Source organism: Pseudomonas sp. GW821-FHT01D09 (genome assembly GCF_059422465.1).
The window spans coordinates 363,575-379,159 of record NZ_JBWKWY010000001.1; the positions used below are offsets into that span (position 1 = coordinate 363,575).

The 15,585-nt window shown below is 58.5% G+C and carries 15 protein-coding genes; 11 read left to right on the forward strand and 4 right to left on the reverse strand.

All coding sequences use genetic code 11. The features are described 5' to 3' along the window. Window positions 1-44: 44 nt before the first annotated feature. Entirely contained in the window at window positions 45-497 is a 453-nt protein-coding gene (gene rnhA / locus AC07W7_RS01790) for a ribonuclease HI (protein WP_236309304.1), read from the forward strand. 3 nt (window positions 498-500) lie between these two features. Here the strand turns inward: rnhA and AC07W7_RS01795 are convergent, their stop codons facing one another. Further along, complete coding sequence (locus AC07W7_RS01795) at window positions 501-1,451, reverse strand: glycerophosphodiester phosphodiesterase family protein (protein WP_076961103.1); 951 nt, start codon at window positions 1,449-1,451, stop codon at window positions 501-503. 360 nt (window positions 1,452-1,811) lie between these two features. On the opposite strand from AC07W7_RS01795, the gene dnaQ reads away from it, so the two are divergent. The 3 genes from dnaQ to AC07W7_RS01810 all read left to right on the forward strand — a co-directional run bounded on the left by dnaQ (window position 1,812) and on the right by AC07W7_RS01810 (window position 5,609). Next, window positions 1,812-2,552: a DNA polymerase III subunit epsilon gene (gene dnaQ / locus AC07W7_RS01800; protein ID WP_162237649.1), complete on the forward strand. Its 741-nt coding sequence runs from the start codon at window positions 1,812-1,814 to the stop codon at window positions 2,550-2,552. 229 nt (window positions 2,553-2,781) lie between these two features. After that, window positions 2,782-5,037, forward strand: a complete 2,256-nt coding sequence (locus tag AC07W7_RS01805) for an Orn/Lys/Arg family decarboxylase (RefSeq protein ID WP_495038508.1) — start codon at window positions 2,782-2,784, stop codon at window positions 5,035-5,037. 8 nt (window positions 5,038-5,045) lie between these two features. Continuing rightward, the gene (locus tag AC07W7_RS01810; protein WP_076961101.1) at window positions 5,046-5,609 is read left to right on the forward strand and encodes a GNAT family N-acetyltransferase; all 564 of its coding nucleotides are present in this window, start codon (window positions 5,046-5,048) and stop codon (window positions 5,607-5,609) included. Window positions 5,610-5,612: 3 nt separating this feature from the next. Here AC07W7_RS01810 and AC07W7_RS01815 read toward each other — a convergent pair whose 3' ends face one another. Then, window positions 5,613-6,503, reverse strand: coding sequence for a LysR substrate-binding domain-containing protein (locus AC07W7_RS01815; protein ID WP_495038509.1), 891 nt, complete (start codon window positions 6,501-6,503; stop codon window positions 5,613-5,615). A 92-nt stretch (window positions 6,504-6,595) separates the two neighbouring features. Then, window positions 6,596-6,820: a hypothetical protein gene (locus AC07W7_RS01820; protein WP_076961099.1), complete on the reverse strand. Its 225-nt coding sequence runs from the start codon at window positions 6,818-6,820 to the stop codon at window positions 6,596-6,598. A 227-nt stretch (window positions 6,821-7,047) separates the two neighbouring features. On the opposite strand from AC07W7_RS01820, the gene AC07W7_RS01825 reads away from it, so the two are divergent. Then, window positions 7,048-7,605 carry an NADPH-dependent FMN reductase gene (locus tag AC07W7_RS01825; RefSeq protein ID WP_495038510.1) on the forward strand — a complete coding sequence of 186 codons (558 nt, stop codon included), beginning with the start codon at window positions 7,048-7,050 and terminating at the stop codon, window positions 7,603-7,605. Between the two features lie 71 nt (window positions 7,606-7,676). Here the strand turns inward: AC07W7_RS01825 and AC07W7_RS01830 are convergent, their stop codons facing one another. Continuing rightward, window positions 7,677-8,900 carry an NADH:flavin oxidoreductase/NADH oxidase family protein gene (locus AC07W7_RS01830; protein WP_495038511.1) on the reverse strand — a complete coding sequence of 408 codons (1,224 nt, stop codon included), beginning with the start codon at window positions 8,898-8,900 and terminating at the stop codon, window positions 7,677-7,679. A 72-nt stretch (window positions 8,901-8,972) separates the two neighbouring features. On the opposite strand from AC07W7_RS01830, the gene AC07W7_RS01835 reads away from it, so the two are divergent. The 6 genes from AC07W7_RS01835 (at window position 8,973) to AC07W7_RS01860 (ending at window position 15,530) form a co-directional block, all read left to right on the forward strand. Then, entirely contained in the window at window positions 8,973-9,374 is a 402-nt protein-coding gene (locus tag AC07W7_RS01835) for a MerR family transcriptional regulator (RefSeq protein WP_099169741.1), read from the forward strand. 225 nt (window positions 9,375-9,599) lie between these two features. Continuing rightward, window positions 9,600-10,613, forward strand: coding sequence for an SDR family oxidoreductase (locus AC07W7_RS01840; protein WP_495038512.1), 1,014 nt, complete (start codon window positions 9,600-9,602; stop codon window positions 10,611-10,613). A 76-nt stretch (window positions 10,614-10,689) separates the two neighbouring features. Further along, window positions 10,690-12,207 (forward strand): class I adenylate-forming enzyme family protein, encoded by a 1,518-nt coding sequence (locus AC07W7_RS01845; protein WP_495038513.1) that lies wholly within the window; start codon window positions 10,690-10,692, stop codon window positions 12,205-12,207. Further along, complete coding sequence (locus AC07W7_RS01850; RefSeq protein WP_099169744.1) at window positions 12,197-12,808, forward strand: HAD-IB family hydrolase; 612 nt, start codon at window positions 12,197-12,199, stop codon at window positions 12,806-12,808. The genes AC07W7_RS01845 and AC07W7_RS01850 overlap by 11 nt, the downstream gene beginning before the upstream one ends. 3 nt (window positions 12,809-12,811) lie before the next feature. After that, window positions 12,812-14,566, forward strand: a complete 1,755-nt coding sequence (locus AC07W7_RS01855; RefSeq protein WP_197881153.1) for an FAD-dependent monooxygenase — start codon at window positions 12,812-12,814, stop codon at window positions 14,564-14,566. A gap of 247 nt (window positions 14,567-14,813) precedes the next feature. Further along, window positions 14,814-15,530, forward strand: a complete 717-nt coding sequence (locus AC07W7_RS01860) for a hypothetical protein (RefSeq protein ID WP_495038616.1) — start codon at window positions 14,814-14,816, stop codon at window positions 15,528-15,530. Window positions 15,531-15,585: the final 55 nt, after the last annotated feature.

Consider the following 15,585-nt stretch of genomic DNA (forward strand, 5'->3'; position numbering starts at 1 on the left):
AACTGCCGGTCGATTGCCGGCAACCCGCTTTGATGGATAGCGTAATGACCGATAGCGTAGAACTCTATACCGACGGCGCCTGCAAGGGCAATCCGGGGCCGGGCGGCTGGGGCGCCTTGCTGGTGTGCAAGGGCGTGGAGAAGGAGTTGTGGGGCGGTGAAGCCAACACCACCAACAACCGTATGGAGCTGATGGGCGCCATTCGTGGCCTGGAAGAGCTCAAGCGCCGTTGCGACGTGTTGCTGGTGACGGACTCGCAGTACGTCATGAAAGGCATCAACGAGTGGATGGTCAACTGGAAAAAACGCGGCTGGAAAACCGCGGCCAAGGAGCCGGTGAAAAACGCCGACCTGTGGCAGTTGCTGGATGAACAGTGCAACCGCCACAACATCACCTGGAAGTGGGTACGCGGGCATATCGGCCACCCCGGTAACGAGCGGGCCGATCAATTGGCCAATCGTGGCGTGGATGACGTGCGCGGCTACAAGCAGAGCTGACCGTCAGTCACACCGCAGCGGCCATTCGAGCCGCTGCTTCACGCCTCGCATCGTGCGGGGCGAGTCCACCAGCACCGCGTCGATGTTACGGCACGCTGCCGCCCGGTAGTCCTCTTCGCTGTTAATGCCGATCGCCAGGATATGCACCTTGCCCTTGGACTGGAAACAGTCAATGGCCGGCGCTGTCCACAGCTTGGCATTCACCGGCGAGCGTGCTTCCCCAAGGGTGAAGGTTTCCACCAGTTCGACCTTGCGCTGATACTCGAATGCCACCCAGCTCCCTGCCTGGGGCGCCGGCTGGCAACTGTGGGCCAGGGCTACGTTGGCCAGGCGGTCACGTGTCCGGTCCCGGCTCTCGAACAACCGCGCCTGGGGGTATTGCGCGAAGGCTTGTTGGTAGCTGGCGTCGGTGGAGTAGATCAAGACCCGGTCCCAGGCCTGGTTTTGCTCCAGGACCTGGGCCACGGCCTTGGCCTGGGGGGCGGCGGGTAGGGCTTTCATGTCGAGGATGATCGGGGTTGTCCGCGGAATCGCGGCCAAGGCTTGCTGCAGGGAGGGCAATCTCACGGGGTTTGTGCGATAGGGGAAGACCACCTGGCCATTGGCCGCGTCCTGCTTGAATTGCCACCCGGCGTTGAGCTGTTGCAACTGGGCCAGGGTTTTCCCGGCCACGGGGCCCGAGCCATCGGTATTGGCACTCAGGTCTGTCGGCCGGTACAGCACGGGGACCTGGTCACTGCTCAGTTGCACGGTGAGCCAAAGCATGTCCACCTTGTTTTGCAGGGCGTTATCGATGGCCAGCAGGGTATTTTCCGGGAAATCCGCCGTACCGCCACGGTGGGCGACGATCTGCGGCGGCTGCCCGGTTGTCGGGCTGGAGACAGGCTGGGACACACAGCCGCCGAGGGTCAGGCTGGCGACCAGTAGGGCAAGGGCATATCGCGTTTCAATCATCGGAATGCTCGCGTTCTCGGGTGGGCTTGGCATTTTACCAAGGCAGGGTAAACGGACAACGATCGACTTGTTTGATAAACGAAGACGACCCTTATCAAATTAATACCTCAGCCAACTCCATAAGAAAACCTCGCGTGCAATCCATCGTTACAAGAGCAGGATCGCCTGGGCGAGTTGCTCGTCCGTAGCGTGCAGGCCGCAAGAGCCGTGATGGCAAACTGCGCAAGCTTTGCTAAATCTTGTAAAAAACTGTTGGACAAGGGGCTGCGGTTTTCCTCGGGGCGGCGTTTAGGTTATAGAGCGTGCTAATATCCCGCCCCTTGAAATACACACACCGTTGAGAGCTGAACCCTGATGGCCATCCGATCTGTTGTACTCGATACCGAAACCACCGGCATGCCGGTGACCGATGGCCACCGGATCATTGAAATCGGCTGTGTCGAGTTGATGGGCCGCCGCCTCACCGGTCGGCATTTCCACGTGTACCTGCAACCGGACCGGGAAAGTGACGAAGGCGCCATTGGCGTCCACGGCATCACCAATGAATTCCTGGTGGGCAAGCCGCGTTTTGCCGAAGTCGCCGATGAGTTTTTCGAGTTCATCAACGGCGCCCAGTTGATCATCCACAACGCGGCGTTCGACGTTGGCTTCATCAACAACGAATTTGCCTTGATGGGCCAGGCGGATCGGGCGGACATTACCCGTCACTGCTCGATCCTCGATACCTTGATGATGGCCCGTGAGCGCCACCCGGGCCAGCGCAACAGCCTCGATGCCTTGTGCAAACGCTACGGTGTCGATAACTCCGGCCGTGAGCTGCACGGCGCGTTGCTCGACTCCGAGATCCTGGCGGATGTCTACCTGACCATGACGGGCGGGCAGACCAGCCTGTCCCTCGCCGGCAACGCCTCCGATGGCAACGGTTCGGCCGAAGGCTCGGGCAACCGGCCTTCGGAAATCCGCCGCCTGCCGGCTGATCGCAAAGCCACCACAATCATCCGCGCCAGCGAGCAGGACATGGCCGAGCATGCGGCACGCCTGGAGGCCATCGCCAAGTCGGCAGGGGCGCCGGCGTTGTGGACTCAACTGACCCAACACTGACGCGGTCGAAAAATGTGGCAGCGGGTTTGTGTGGGAGCGGGCTTGCCCGCGATTGGGGTTTGACAGTCAGTACATCTGTTACTGATACACCGCCATCGCGGGCAAGCCCGCTCCCACACAAGCCCACTCCCACATAAACCCTCACATTTCATACCTGCAAAATCTTCATTCGCCACATTCACTCCCAGCTTCTACCCTGAGTACATCGCCCTCAGGACGCCAAGCCCCCATGTACAAAGACCTGAAGTTCCCGATCCTGATCGTGCACCGCGACATCAAGGCCGACACCGTCGCCGGTGATCGGGTCCGGGGCATCGCCCGGGAGTTGGAGCAAGAGGGTTTCAGCATCTTTTCCGCAGTGGACTATGCCGAAGGCCGGCTGGTGGCCTCGACCCATCATGGCCTGGCGTGCATGCTGATCGCGGCTGAAGGCGCCGGGGAAAATACCCATCTGCTGCAAAACATGGTGGAACTGATCCGACTGGCACGCCTGCGTGCACCCAACCTGCCGATCTTTGCCCTGGGCGAGCAAGTCACCCTGGAAAATGCCCCGGCCGATGCCATGAGCGAACTCAACCAGCTGCGTGGCATTCTCTACCTGTTTGAAGACACGGTGCCGTTTCTCGCCCGGCAAGTGGCCCGCGCCGCACGCACTTACCTTGATGGCCTGTTGCCGCCATTCTTCAAGGCCCTGGTGCAGCACACGGCCGACTCCAATTACTCCTGGCATACCCCCGGTCACGGCGGCGGCGTTGCCTATCGCAAAAGCCCGGTGGGGCAGGCGTTTCATCAGTTTTTCGGGGAAAACACCCTGCGCTCGGACTTGTCGGTGTCGGTGCCGGAACTGGGCTCGCTGCTGGATCACACCGGGCCTTTGGCCGAAGCCGAAGCCCGTGCCGCGCGCAACTTTGGCGCCGACCACACCTTCTTCGTGATCAATGGCACCTCCACGGCCAACAAGATCGTCTGGCACTCCATGGTCGGGCGCGACGACCTGGTGCTGGTGGACCGCAATTGCCATAAGTCGGTGCTGCACTCGATCATCATGACCGGCGCGATCCCCCTGTACTTGTGCCCGGAGCGCAATGAACTAGGGATCATCGGCCCGATTCCACTGACCGAGTTCAGCCGCGAATCGATTCGCGCCAAGATCGCGGCCAGCCCCTTGACCCGTGGCCGCGAGCCCAGGGTCAAGCTGGCGGTGGTGACCAACTCGACCTATGACGGCCTGTGTTACAACGCCGAGCTGATCAAGCAGCAATTGGGCAACAGTGTCGAAGTTCTGCACTTTGACGAGGCCTGGTACGCCTACGCAGCCTTCCACGAGTTTTTCGCCGGGCGCTATGGTATGGGCACCTCGCGTACGCCCGACAGCCCGCTGGTGTTTACCACGCACTCGACCCACAAGCTATTGGCGGCGTTCAGCCAGGCGTCGATGATCCATGTGCAGGATGGCGGGGCGCGGCAACTGGACCGTGACCGGTTCAATGAAGCATTTATGATGCATATCTCCACCTCGCCGCAGTACAGCATCATCGCCTCGCTGGACGTAGCCTCGGCCATGATGGAGGGGCCGGCGGGGCGTTCGCTGCTCCAGGAAATGTTCGATGAGGCCTTGAGTTTTCGTCGGGCCCTGGCCAATTTGCGCCAGCATATCGCCGCCGACGATTGGTGGTTTTCTATCTGGCAGCCGCCTTCGGTGGCCGGCATTGACCGGGTGGCGACGGCCGACTGGTTGCTGCAGCCCGAGGCCGATTGGCACGGGTTTGGGGATATTGCCGAAGACTACGTGTTGCTCGACCCGATCAAGGTCACCCTGGTGATGCCCGGCCTCACGGCGGGTGGGGCCTTGAGTGATTGTGGGATTCCGGCGGCGGTGGTCAGTAAATTCCTCTGGGAACGTGGCCTGGTGGTGGAAAAGACCGGGCTGTATTCGTTCCTGGTGTTGTTCTCCATGGGCATCACCAAAGGCAAGTGGAGTACCCTGCTCACGGAACTGCTGGAGTTCAAGCGCAGTTACGACGCCAATACCAGCCTGGCCAGTTGCCTACCGTCGGTGTTCCAGCAAGGCCCGGCCCGTTACCAGGGCATGGGGTTGCAGGACTTGTGCGACCAGTTGCACGGCTGCTATCGCAGCAACGCCACGGCCAGGCACCTCAAGCGTATGTACACGGTGTTGCCGGAAATCGCCATGAAGCCGGCCGATGCCTATGACCAATTGGTGCGCGGTGAAGTCGAGGCGGTGTCCATCGATGCCTTGCCAGGGCGCATTGCAGCCGTGATGCTGGTGCCTTATCCGCCGGGCATTCCGCTGATTATGCCGGGGGAGCGCTTTACCGAGTCGACGCGGTCGATCATCGACTACCTGGCCTTTGCCCGGGAGTTCGATAGCAGTTTCCCGGGGTTTGTCGCCGATGTGCATGGCTTACAACACGAAGACGACGGCAACGGTCGTTGTTACACCGTCGATTGCATCAAGTGTTAAGGATGGTTATGCAAGCTGTAGTAAATCCGAAGTACCCGGGGCTCAGTGTACGAGTCGCCGACGAGGGATTTGACGCCTACGTATGGGGCAATGATTTCAGCTTTGAGGTAGACGTGTATGGCACGCCGGAGCTGGGCAAGCCGGTCGATCAATGGGCGCTGGAGCAGGTGTTGCCCTACCGCAAGTGCTACGGCATCGATCCCGAGGAGTTCGCCAGCTATCGCGATGCCACCGACAGTGCGGTATTCATGGCCTACCTGGACGATCGGCCAGTGGGCCATATCGTCGTCAGTACCAATTGGAACGGTTATGCCCATGTCGATGAGCTGGCGGTGGTGCTGGCGGCACGGCGCTATGGCGTGGCCAAGGCCTTGCTCGATGTGGCGCAGTTCTGGAGCCGCAAGAAAAACCTGCCGGGGATGATGCTGGAGACCCAGAACAACAACCTGGGGGCCTGCCGCTTGTATGAGCGTTGCGGTTATGTGCTGGGCGGCATCGACCACCTGCGTTATCGCGGGATTGATCCGCAGACGCGTGAGGTGGCGATTTTCTGGTATCGCTTGTTCAACTGACCGTCAGGACAACAGCGCCTGGGCCTTCTGCGTGACAATCTCCAGCAAGGCATTGAGCGCCGGGCTCGGGCTGCTGTCCTTGAGCGTCAACCCATACAGGCTCACCAGGATCGGCGGCGACAGTGGGCAGGTATCGAGCCCGGCCTCACGCGCGCCGCTGGCGGTGAAGGGGTCGACCACCGCTAACCCTTCGCCGGCCTCGACCATGCTGCGCATCATCTGGTAGGTCTGTACCCGCGTCTGGATCACCGGCAGCGGCCGCAGCGCCTGCAACTTGCTGTCCAGCAACTGGCTCAACGGGTCCTGACCCTCCAGGCCGATCATCGACTGGCCGGCCAGCTCCTGCAGGGCGATGTATTTCTGCCGGGGCTTGAGCCAGCCGTGGGGTGCCAACAACTGCAACTTGCCCTGGGCCAGCACGGTACGGGTGATTTGCGGGTGCTCGGGGTCATGCAGGCTCAGGCCCAGGTCGGCTTCATGCAGCAGCAGGCTCCTGACAATATCCCGGGTGGCTTGGCTGGACAGGTTGCAGGGTGTGTCCTGGAAGCGTCGGCGCAGCAGCGCAATGCTTTGCGGCAGCAACTGATTGGCCAGGGGCGGTGTGCACAGCGTGCGCAACGGCGGGGCGTGGTGGTGCTTGAGGCTACTGGCCAGGCGCTGCACCGGCTCCAGGGCTTCGTAAAGGTGGGCGATCTGCGCTTGCAGGGCCAGGGTTTCCCGGGTTGCCTGCAACCGCCCGCGGACGCTGGCGAACAACATGAAACCCAGCTGCTGTTCAGCGTCCTTGAGGGTAGCGTCCACGTCGGACACAGCCAATTGCAACCATTCGGCGGCGGTGCCGAGGTGTCCGGTCTGCAAAATGGCTTGAATCACTTCGATATGACGTAAACGCATGCATGAAGTCCATGTTCAGCAGGTAAGGGATTCAACGGGTGAATCCTAACCCAAGTCCGTTCATATGACTTCTGCCGGAGGGCACAGCCTTATCAAACAGGCGTGTTTTCGGGTTCGCGAGTCAGGGAGACCTGCGACTGAACCAGGACAAAGGTATTGTCGTCGACCTTGTTGACCCGGTCGCCAATCGCCAGTTTGTAGGAAATTGCAGGCTCTGAACCGTCGGCGGACGGGGTGGACTCCTGGAACTCATGCACGGAATAAACGCGGCCTTCCGCGTCGCGGGCATGGAATTGTCCGACAAGTACTGCTGCCATCTGTTTAGAACCTCTGGAGAAAAACACCGATTTGCGGTTCTGTAGACCGTCATTGAGCTGGGTAGTTTACCTACATAGAAAAAATACTATTCGCTGATGTTCCGCTTATTTTTCCTACAAGCAAGTCTCGGCGCAAAACCACCGCCGAAGAGGCAAAACCTGCTGGTGATAGGCCGGTGAAGGCTCTATAACTGTAGGTTCCTTTAGTCAGATGTAGGGAAAACCCCATGAGCAAGGTCTACACGATTGCCGTACTGGTCGGCAGCTTGAGAAAAGAGTCGATCAATCGTAAGGTCGTCCTGGCATTGGCCCAGTTGGCACCGACCAATCTGGAGCTCAGGATTGTCGAGATCGGCGAATTGCCGCTGTACAACGAAGACCTTGAAAGCTCAACGCCACCTGCGGCCTACACCACCTTCCGCCAACAGGTGGCTGGCGCTGATGCCGTGCTGTTTGTGACCCCTGAATACAATCGCTCGGTCCCGGCGGCCCTGAAAAACGCTATTGATGTGGGGTCTCGGCCCTACGGCCAGAGCGTCTGGAGCGGCAAGCCGGGGGCGGTCATCAGTGTGTCGCCGGGGGCCATTGGTGGCTTCGGCGCCAACCACCATTTGCGTCAGTCCCTGGTGTTTCTGGATGTGCTCTGCATGCAGCAGCCGGAAGCGTACCTGAGTGGCGCGGGCAGCGCCTTCGATGAGTCGGGCAAGCTCGCGGAAAAAACCCGGTCGTTCCTGCAGGCGTTTATCGATGCCTATGGCCAGTGGGTCGCGAAACAGAAGGGCTGAGCGCACGCCGTACCTGCAAGATCCGCCCAGGCCAGTCGGCTTGCCAGTTGCACGGCCTGCTGATTGGCTGCCTAACCGGCCATTGCCGCTCGATATTGCCGGGTGCGCCGGGCACTGAACCACTGGTCTTGAATCAGTGCCAGCAGCGGTGCAATGCGCGGGTTCGGCTGGCGGCCCTGGCTCAAACGGCGCAGTTGATAGCGCACCACCGCCATGGTCGCCAGGGAGGCCAATGCCTTGCGCTTCCAGCGAATCGGGCGCAATTGGGGATGACTGTCGCGACCTGCCCGCCACTGTTTGATCAGCTGTGGCTCCAGGCTCAGCGCGGTCGCAATACCGGCCATGGCGATGCCACTGTCCAGGACTTGTTGTACCACCGGCAAGCGGCGGATCCCGCCAGTGACCATCACCGGCATGTTGGCCTGTTTCGCCAGTTCGCTGGCCATCTCCAGGAAATACGCTTCCCGGGCCAGGGTGCGACCATCGCGGGCCTCGCCCTGCATCGCCGGCGCCTCGTAGCTGCCACCGGACAGCTCAAGCAAATCCACAGGCAGCGTATTGAGCATGGCCACAACCCCTTGCGCATCATCGGCATCAAACCCGCCGCGCTGGAAGTCTGCCGAGTTGAGCTTTACCGCCACGCAAAAACCAGGGCTGACCACCGCCCGGACGGCCTTGATCACCTCGATCAACAGCCGGGCGCGGTTTTCCAGCGAGCCACCCCAGCGATCATCGCGTCGATTGCTCAGGGGCGAGAGGAACTGGCTGAGCAGGTAGCCGTGGGCGGCATGGATTTGCACGCCGCTGAACCCGGCTTTTTCGGCCAGGCGCGCGCTGGTGGCAAAGCGTGTGATGACATCCTGAATATCCTCTGCGGTCATTGCCCTGGGATGGGCGAACATCTTTGAGAAGCTACCCAGGTCAAGGGGCACTGCCGACGGTGCCAGGGCGGGCTGGCCCAGGTTGGCCATGGTCTGGCGCCCGGGGTGGTTCAACTGCACCCAGAAATGTACGCCCCTGGCCCGGCCGATGGCCGCCCACTCGCGAAAGCTGTCCAGATGCTGCTCGTCTTCGAGGGCAACACCGCCGGGGCCGGTCATGGCATGCCGGTCAATCATCACATTACCGGTCAGCAACAAGCCCGGCTCACCGTCAGCCCAGGCTTTGTACAGCTGTTTGAGCGCGTGGGAGGGGGCTTGTTGGCTGTCGGCCATGTTTTCCTCCATCGCCGCCTTGGCGATGCGGTTGGCGATGATCTGGCCGTTGGGCAGTTGCAAGGGTTCAAAGGGTGACATGGGTTGACTCCTGAACGGGGGAGACCCCAGGCTAAGCTTAAACTTAACTTTAATGTCAAGCGGGGCGGTGTGATGAATATTGGCGAACTGGCAAGACAGAGTGGCCTGGCGGCGTCGCGCATCCGCTTTTATGAAGCCCAAGGGTTGATCAGCCAGGTGGGGCGCCAGGCCAACGGTTATCGGCGCTATGCACCCGAGGCGCTGCAAACGCTGCAACTGATCCAGAGCGCGCAACAGGCCGGGTTTACCTTGCAGGAACTCAAGGCGTTGATGCCCGCCGAAGGCGAGCACAAGCGTGATGAGTTGATCCAGGGGCTGGAACGCAAAGTGCTGCAGATCGAAGTGATGCAGGCGCAGTTGGCGCACAGCAAGGCGCAGTTGCTGGGCGTGATCGAGGCGGTGCGGGCGCAACCGGAAGGCGTGCCGTGTTCGATGGGGCAGCAGGCGGTACTGTCGTCAATCAAGAGCCGTTGACTTGGAAGCCTGTTCAAGAGCACCACTGTTTCACTGGTTAAAAAGAGGAGAGGCGGGGTTCCTCTGCCAGGAACTTAAAAGTGTTACAAAGATAATTCGGCATTAGGCATCGAAGTGTCCTACATGTATTCAAGCTTCAGATGAGTAAGATCCCATCGCTCGCCTATCCCTGGCTGAACGTTTGTTTTTGAGCACTTTGAGATAACTCGCAGGAGTTGGAATCCAATGAATTATGCCTTTGTTACAGGTGCTACTGGCCTGCTGGGAAACAATGTGGTTCGTGCACTTGTAAACCGAAAGGTCAAAGTCAAGGCGCTGGTTCGCTCCGCAGAGAAAGCCAGGAGACAGTTTGGCGATTTGCCTGTCGAATTTGTTGTGGGCGATTTACTGGATGTCGAGGCTTTCAGTCATCACATGCAAGGGTGCGATGCCTTATTTCACACAGCGGCTTATTTTCGCGATAACTACAAAGGCGGAACGCATACAAAAGAATTACATCAAATAAATGTCGTTGGCACTGAGCGTCTATTGCAAGCCGCTTATGCCGCCGGCATTCGCCGGGCTGTTCATACTTCATCTATTGCCGTTTTGAAAGGCAATAGAGATCAATTGATTGACGAAACGATGTCGCGAAATGAACAGGACGCTGACAACTATTACTTGAGTAAAATTGTCTCGGAACAAAAAATCCAGGCCTTTCTGTTGCAGCACCCGGATATGTTTATCGCTATGGTATTGCCAGGCTGGATGTTTGGTCCCGGCGACCTTGGTCCGACCTCATCTGGACAGTTCCTGCTCGACTTTGTCGGGCAAAGAATGCCCGGCATACCGCCCGGAACCTTTTCAGTGGTAGATGCCAGAGATGTGGCGGAGCATCTATTGGCTGCAATGACACAGGGTCGATCAGGTGAGCGCTACCTGGCCGCTGGCAACCACATGGACATGAAAGGTATTTTCCAGGTGCTCTCTCAGGTCAGTGGCATGAAGGCGCCGGAGCGCGAAGTGCCCTTGTTCATGCTACGAATAATTGCCTGTGCGCATGAAGTTTATTATCGACTCACTAAAAAGCCGGTACTCATCAGTACGTCGGCCGTCAAACTCATAGCGCAGGAACAAGGATGTACCCGTTTTAGTCATGAAAAAAGCCTGCGGGATCTTGGCTGCCAGTTTCGCCCGGTGAGTGAAACAATGGCCGATACACTGGATTGGTTACGTGAAAATAATACAAAAAGAGCATAAGCGAGCGCATCGCTGTACCTGTGCCTAAGGTGCTTTGGTCTCATTCGCTGGTTTGAAAAATCAGGAGTATTTATAAATGCAATCCTTGCCCTGTAAGGAAGGCTTTCTGCACCGACTTTTCGGGATTTCAGAGTCTTTCCCTGAACATATTGCTATCAAGGATCTGGATGTCGATGCCGGTGTTTTTACATATCGCGAGCTGCAAGTAAAAGCCGAAAAATGCAACGGCGCACTCCAGGAATTGAATGTTGTTCCGGGCGAAAAAGTTGCACTTGTACTGCCCAGTGGAGTTGAGTTTATCGCTTACTTTTTAGCGATCATTGGGCGCGGTGCAATTCCGGTTCTCCTCAACTACAAGTTGATGCCATTTGAAATGGCGAGTGTCGTGGGCAGCGCCAGGCCTGTGCTGGTGGTGACCACCGCAACGCTTTTTGAAAAACATCGCGAAACTTTCCAGCTCACCTACGGTGTGCGTCACTCCTTGTTAGTGGACACGGTCGGGGACTCATCGTCGCTGCCTGAAAATGCTACCTCAGAGGCCGGGCTTGCGCAGCGCAGCGAACCGCTGGTGTTGCCCGAAGGCAATCCAATCGTCTCGATCCAGTTCACTTATCGGGGCATGGGCAAACCGCTGGCAGTTCCTCATCGCTACCTCGACATGACACACGCAATCGATGGCATGCATGAGCAGATTCATCGACAAGGGGTCGGCTCCGTTCATCTGGTGACGCTACCTTTGCATGCGATCTTCGGGCTGACCGCGATGATGGTCTTTCCATTGAGCGTGGGCGCCACTTTGTTGATGACCAATACCCTGCTCAACAGGGACCTGGCAGAGGTCTTGTCCCAGCATGAGGTGTCTTTTACCTGCCTGGTGCCCGATGTCATTCGCTATTTCAATACGCGACTGGCCAAGCGCAAAGGCGCGCGGTTGCCGATGCACCCTAAGCTGATGATTTATTCGGGGGGTAGCCATTTACCCGCGGACGAAGCCGAAAAATTGGGACGGTTGCTGGGCTGCAAGCCGGTAGTGCAAGGCTACGGATTGACCGAGACCATGCCCGTGCTTCTCCAGAGCACGTTGGGTGTGACGCAGCGCGGGGCCATGGGGCAGCCGATCAGGGGGGTGGAACTGCGTGTCGTCGATGCTCAAGGACAAGACGTCGCACCCGGGCGGATCGGCGAATTGCTGGTACGCGGCGCGATGGTGATTGATGGCTACGCCGATGCCGAAGAAGCCAACAAGCGGTTCTTCCGTGATGGCTGGCTGCACACGGGGGATCTGGTTTGGCGCGATGACGACGGGCACGTGTTTTTCTATCGCCAACGCTTACGCATCTCAAAGATCAAAGCGCAAATGGTCGACTTGATGGAGATCGAAGCCGTCGCTATGCAACACCCCGATGTGCTGCGTGCAAAAGCCTACATCGTGCCTGACCACAAAGAGATCAACGCATTGCACCTGTGTGTTGAAGGGCACACCGCGCTGACGCAAAGCGTACTCGCCACGCTGCTCTCGCAGCACCTCTCGGGGTTCAAGCTGCCCAAGACCATTGAGGTCAGCGTTCTCAAGGAGCCCAGCCATGCAAGCTGATGGTGCGCAACCGGTGCTGGCGGTTTTTGACTTTGACGGCACGCTCACTGACCGGCATACGTTCTGGCGCTATATGCGTTACATCGCGGGAACAAACAGGTTCTGGCTCAAGCTGATCCCCCTGTTGCCCAAGGCGTTCAGCGTGATCCTGGGCGTGACGCCGTTGATGCAGGCTCGACTGGCCTTCATTGCCTGTTACCTGGGCGGCGTGTCGGTTGAGCAAGAACGCGAGCATGCACGGCATTTCGTGACGCAGCACTTGCCGCGCATGCTCAGGCCCGAGGCGCTGCGCCGGTTGCAATGGCATCAGTCCATGGGCCATGTCACTGCGCTGGTCAGCAATTCGCCAGAGAACTACCTGGCGCCCTGGGGGGCTGCCGTGGGGTTTGACTATGTGTGCGGTACACGCCTGGAAACCGAGAATGACAGGCTGACGGGGGGCGTTTCAGGCACCAACTGTGTCGGGATGGAAAAAGTCATGCGGCTCAGAGGCTGCCTGGGCAACCTGGATGATTTCTACATTTACGCCTACGGCGACTCACCCGGCGACGATGCCCTGCTCGGCATTGCCAACGCTCCCTTCTACAAAAACTGGTACTGACTTATGGACGTATCGAACACTTCAACCCCCAGGCAATCCGGTGGGCCAGCGACGGTCATGATCGTCGGCGCCGGGCCTGTTGGCCTGCTACTGGCAAACCTGCTGCAGAAATGGGGCGTTTCTTTTCGCATTATTGAAAAAAATACCGGCCCTTCGACCGAGACCAAAGCGATGGCCGTGCATTCGAGAACCCTGGAGATTCTTCGGGATCTGGGGCTCTCTGAGCAAGCTATCAGCAACGGTTTTACGGTCAACCAGTTTTCGCTGCAGTCGAATGCCAGGCGGGTGCTGAACTACAACTTTTCCTACCTGGATGCCGCCTACCCTTTGTTGCTGAGCTTGCCACAGCCGATGCTGGAAAAAATCCTGCTTGAGCGGCTTGAGGCATCAGGGGGGAGTGTCGAGTGGAATACCGAACTGGTCGACCTGCAGAACCAGCAGGGTTGCGTGCAGATGGGCCTTCGTCATGGCGATGGCAGCGACGAACGCTTGACCGTTCGCTGGGCAGTCGCTTGCGACGGTGCTCGAAGCACCGTGAGACAGTGCCTTGGGCTCTCCTTCGACGGGGCGTCCTACGAGCGGTTCTTCATGCTGGCCGATGCTGACATCGAGTGGTCCGGAAAACCGGACGAGGGGGCTTTTTTCCTGAGTGCGCGGGAAGGTTATGTGGCCGTCGCGCCGATCAACGCTCAATCGCGTTATCGACTGTTTATCGAGATGCCCTATGCACTGCCGGCGGAAGGTGAACGTCCTTCCTTGAGCCTGGAAAGCTTTCAGCAGCTGTGTGAAGGGCGTGGGCAAAAGATGACGCTGTCCAACATTACATCGACCACCCTTGCCGCATTCCAGCATCGTCGCGTGCAGTCACTGCATCACGGTGCGGTGTTCCTGGCAGGCGATTCGGCCCATATCGGCAGCCCTATCGGGGGCCAATGGATGAACCTGGGGATGAGTGAGGTGTATAACCTGGCGTGGAAAATCGCCTATGTCGATCAGGGCCTGGCAGCCCCCTCATTGCTGCAAAGCTATAACGAAGAGCGCTACCCGGTAGCCTTGCAAGCCGAGAGCATGGCACATCGACTGACCACACTGATTACCCTTGAGCACCGGGCGCTTGTTTGGCTGCGGGATAATGTCCTGCCGCTGTTGAGTCGTTGGCGTACGGTTCAGCGCAAGTTGCCCTCAATGGTTTCCGGTCATCATTACAGCTACGCTAAAAGTGATTATATTCAAGAGTCCCTGACAAAAAAGCAGCGCACGCATTGGCATAAAAAAGACAGGAAGTTACGGTTCAAGACTGCGGTGCCTCGTGCCGGCCAACTGGCTCCCGATGTTGAATTATGGCAAGCGCCGGGTACGCCACCCAGACACTTGATCGACCTGTTCCACGGCACGTTCACGTTACTGATTTTTAGTGCGGCCGATCAGTTTTCCTCTTTATTGCCGGGCTATTACGCGCTGGCTGATACCGTGCAGCAGGATTACCCGGGCATCAAGGCCTATTGTGTTATCGATGCTCTCAGCAGTGCCGAGGCGCCGCTTGAGCATTCGACGTTATTGGACCCGGATTGGCGACTGCACAAGCGTTATCACGCGCGAGCGGGCACATTGATGCTGATTCGGCCTGATGGCTATATCGCTTTTCAGGGGCCGGATGCAACCACGCTCATGACGTATCTGCACTTGAGGTCCGGGCTGCTCAAGGGCGCCAAAAGAACAGCAGCCTGCGCGACTGATTCAGCGGTATTACAACTTTAAAGTTATTCACACTTAGTTCCGGGCGGCTTATTGGTTTGCACAAGGCCAGGGTTGGCCATGAACTAATACTCTGTTTGAAATAACGTAAAGCAATTTTGCTTAGGAGAGTTCCATGCGCTTTGAACTTGGCAATGTTATTCAGGAATTTATCGTGGCCAATGGAAAAATGGCCCAGAGTTATTTCTCTCTTTCAGAACGAATCATTGATTCGCTGTGCGACTCGGATTCTGCGAAAGAATCAATATTGATGCGTTTGCTGGCCCAGGCCGAAACTGTCACGGTGGAGTATTTCAATGCCCATAAACAAGTCCTTGAGGGCGTGTTTGCCCGTCGGGTTGAGGCACCGCTCAACCCTGCGCTTGTGCAGCTTGAGACTTCGCCTGTGGACGCGGTCCCGCTCACAACGGTAACCATTGACGAGGCAAGCCGTGCGCAGGTGCCGGCCATGGATGTCGAGGCCTTGGTGCTGGAGCAACTGGCGACGATCACCGGTTTTACCGTAGACCAGATTGACCAGGCGCTGCCCTATGAAAGCCTGGGCCTGGACTCCCTGGTGCAGATGGACTTCCTGGAGTCGCTCGTCGACCTGTGGCCGCAACTCAGAGCCAGCGGCACTGAACTGCTCAACGCCCAGTGCCCGCAACACACGATTGCCCTGATCAACGCGGCCCTGGCCGCGCCCGAGTCGGCCCCGGCCACCGAAGCGCAAGCGCCTGAGGCCAAGAGCGCCGAGCCAGCCTTGCGCCAACGGCTGTTCGACACCTTGATACCGCTGATCCCGGGCCAGCCCAAATCGTTCGATATCGATACGCCCTTTACCGAGCTGGGCCTCAATGGTTTTGCCCGCGAAGCGTTTTGCCAGGCATTGGCACAGCAGTGCCCTGCCAGCCAGTTTGCCGGTGAAGCGTTGATGTCATGTCGTACGCCGCGGGACACCTTGTCGCTTTTGGAAAGACTGAGCTGAGACACGATCCGCTGCAAGAAAGGGGATCTGGATCTCTCGGTATTTTGGCAATCAG

Excerpts from the sequence above, each read along its gene's own strand:
- AC07W7_RS01845 (WP_495038513.1), top strand. The coding sequence starts at position 10,690 with ATGCAATCCTTGCCCTGTAAGGAAGGCTTTCTGCACCGACTTTTCGGG.
- AC07W7_RS01860 (WP_495038616.1), top strand. The coding sequence starts at position 14,814 with ATGCGTTTGCTGGCCCAGGCCGAAACTGTCACGGTGGAGTATTTCAAT.
- AC07W7_RS01850 (WP_099169744.1), top strand. The coding sequence starts at position 12,197 with ATGCAAGCTGATGGTGCGCAACCGGTGCTGGCGGTTTTTGACTTTGAC.
- AC07W7_RS01855 (WP_197881153.1), top strand. The coding sequence starts at position 12,812 with ATGGACGTATCGAACACTTCAACCCCCAGGCAATCCGGTGGGCCAGCG.
- AC07W7_RS01840 (WP_495038512.1), top strand. The coding sequence starts at position 9,600 with ATGAATTATGCCTTTGTTACAGGTGCTACTGGCCTGCTGGGAAACAAT.
- rnhA (WP_236309304.1), top strand. The coding sequence starts at position 45 with ATGACCGATAGCGTAGAACTCTATACCGACGGCGCCTGCAAGGGCAAT.
- AC07W7_RS01830 (WP_495038511.1), bottom strand. The coding sequence starts at position 8,900 with ATGTCACCCTTTGAACCCTTGCAACTGCCCAACGGCCAGATCATCGCC.
- AC07W7_RS01805 (WP_495038508.1), top strand. The coding sequence starts at position 2,782 with ATGTACAAAGACCTGAAGTTCCCGATCCTGATCGTGCACCGCGACATC.
- AC07W7_RS01815 (WP_495038509.1), bottom strand. The coding sequence starts at position 6,503 with ATGCGTTTACGTCATATCGAAGTGATTCAAGCCATTTTGCAGACCGGA.
- AC07W7_RS01835 (WP_099169741.1), top strand. The coding sequence starts at position 8,973 with ATGAATATTGGCGAACTGGCAAGACAGAGTGGCCTGGCGGCGTCGCGC.
- AC07W7_RS01795 (WP_076961103.1), bottom strand. The coding sequence starts at position 1,451 with ATGATTGAAACGCGATATGCCCTTGCCCTACTGGTCGCCAGCCTGACC.
- AC07W7_RS01820 (WP_076961099.1), bottom strand. The coding sequence starts at position 6,820 with ATGGCAGCAGTACTTGTCGGACAATTCCATGCCCGCGACGCGGAAGGC.
- AC07W7_RS01825 (WP_495038510.1), top strand. The coding sequence starts at position 7,048 with ATGAGCAAGGTCTACACGATTGCCGTACTGGTCGGCAGCTTGAGAAAA.
- AC07W7_RS01810 (WP_076961101.1), top strand. The coding sequence starts at position 5,046 with ATGCAAGCTGTAGTAAATCCGAAGTACCCGGGGCTCAGTGTACGAGTC.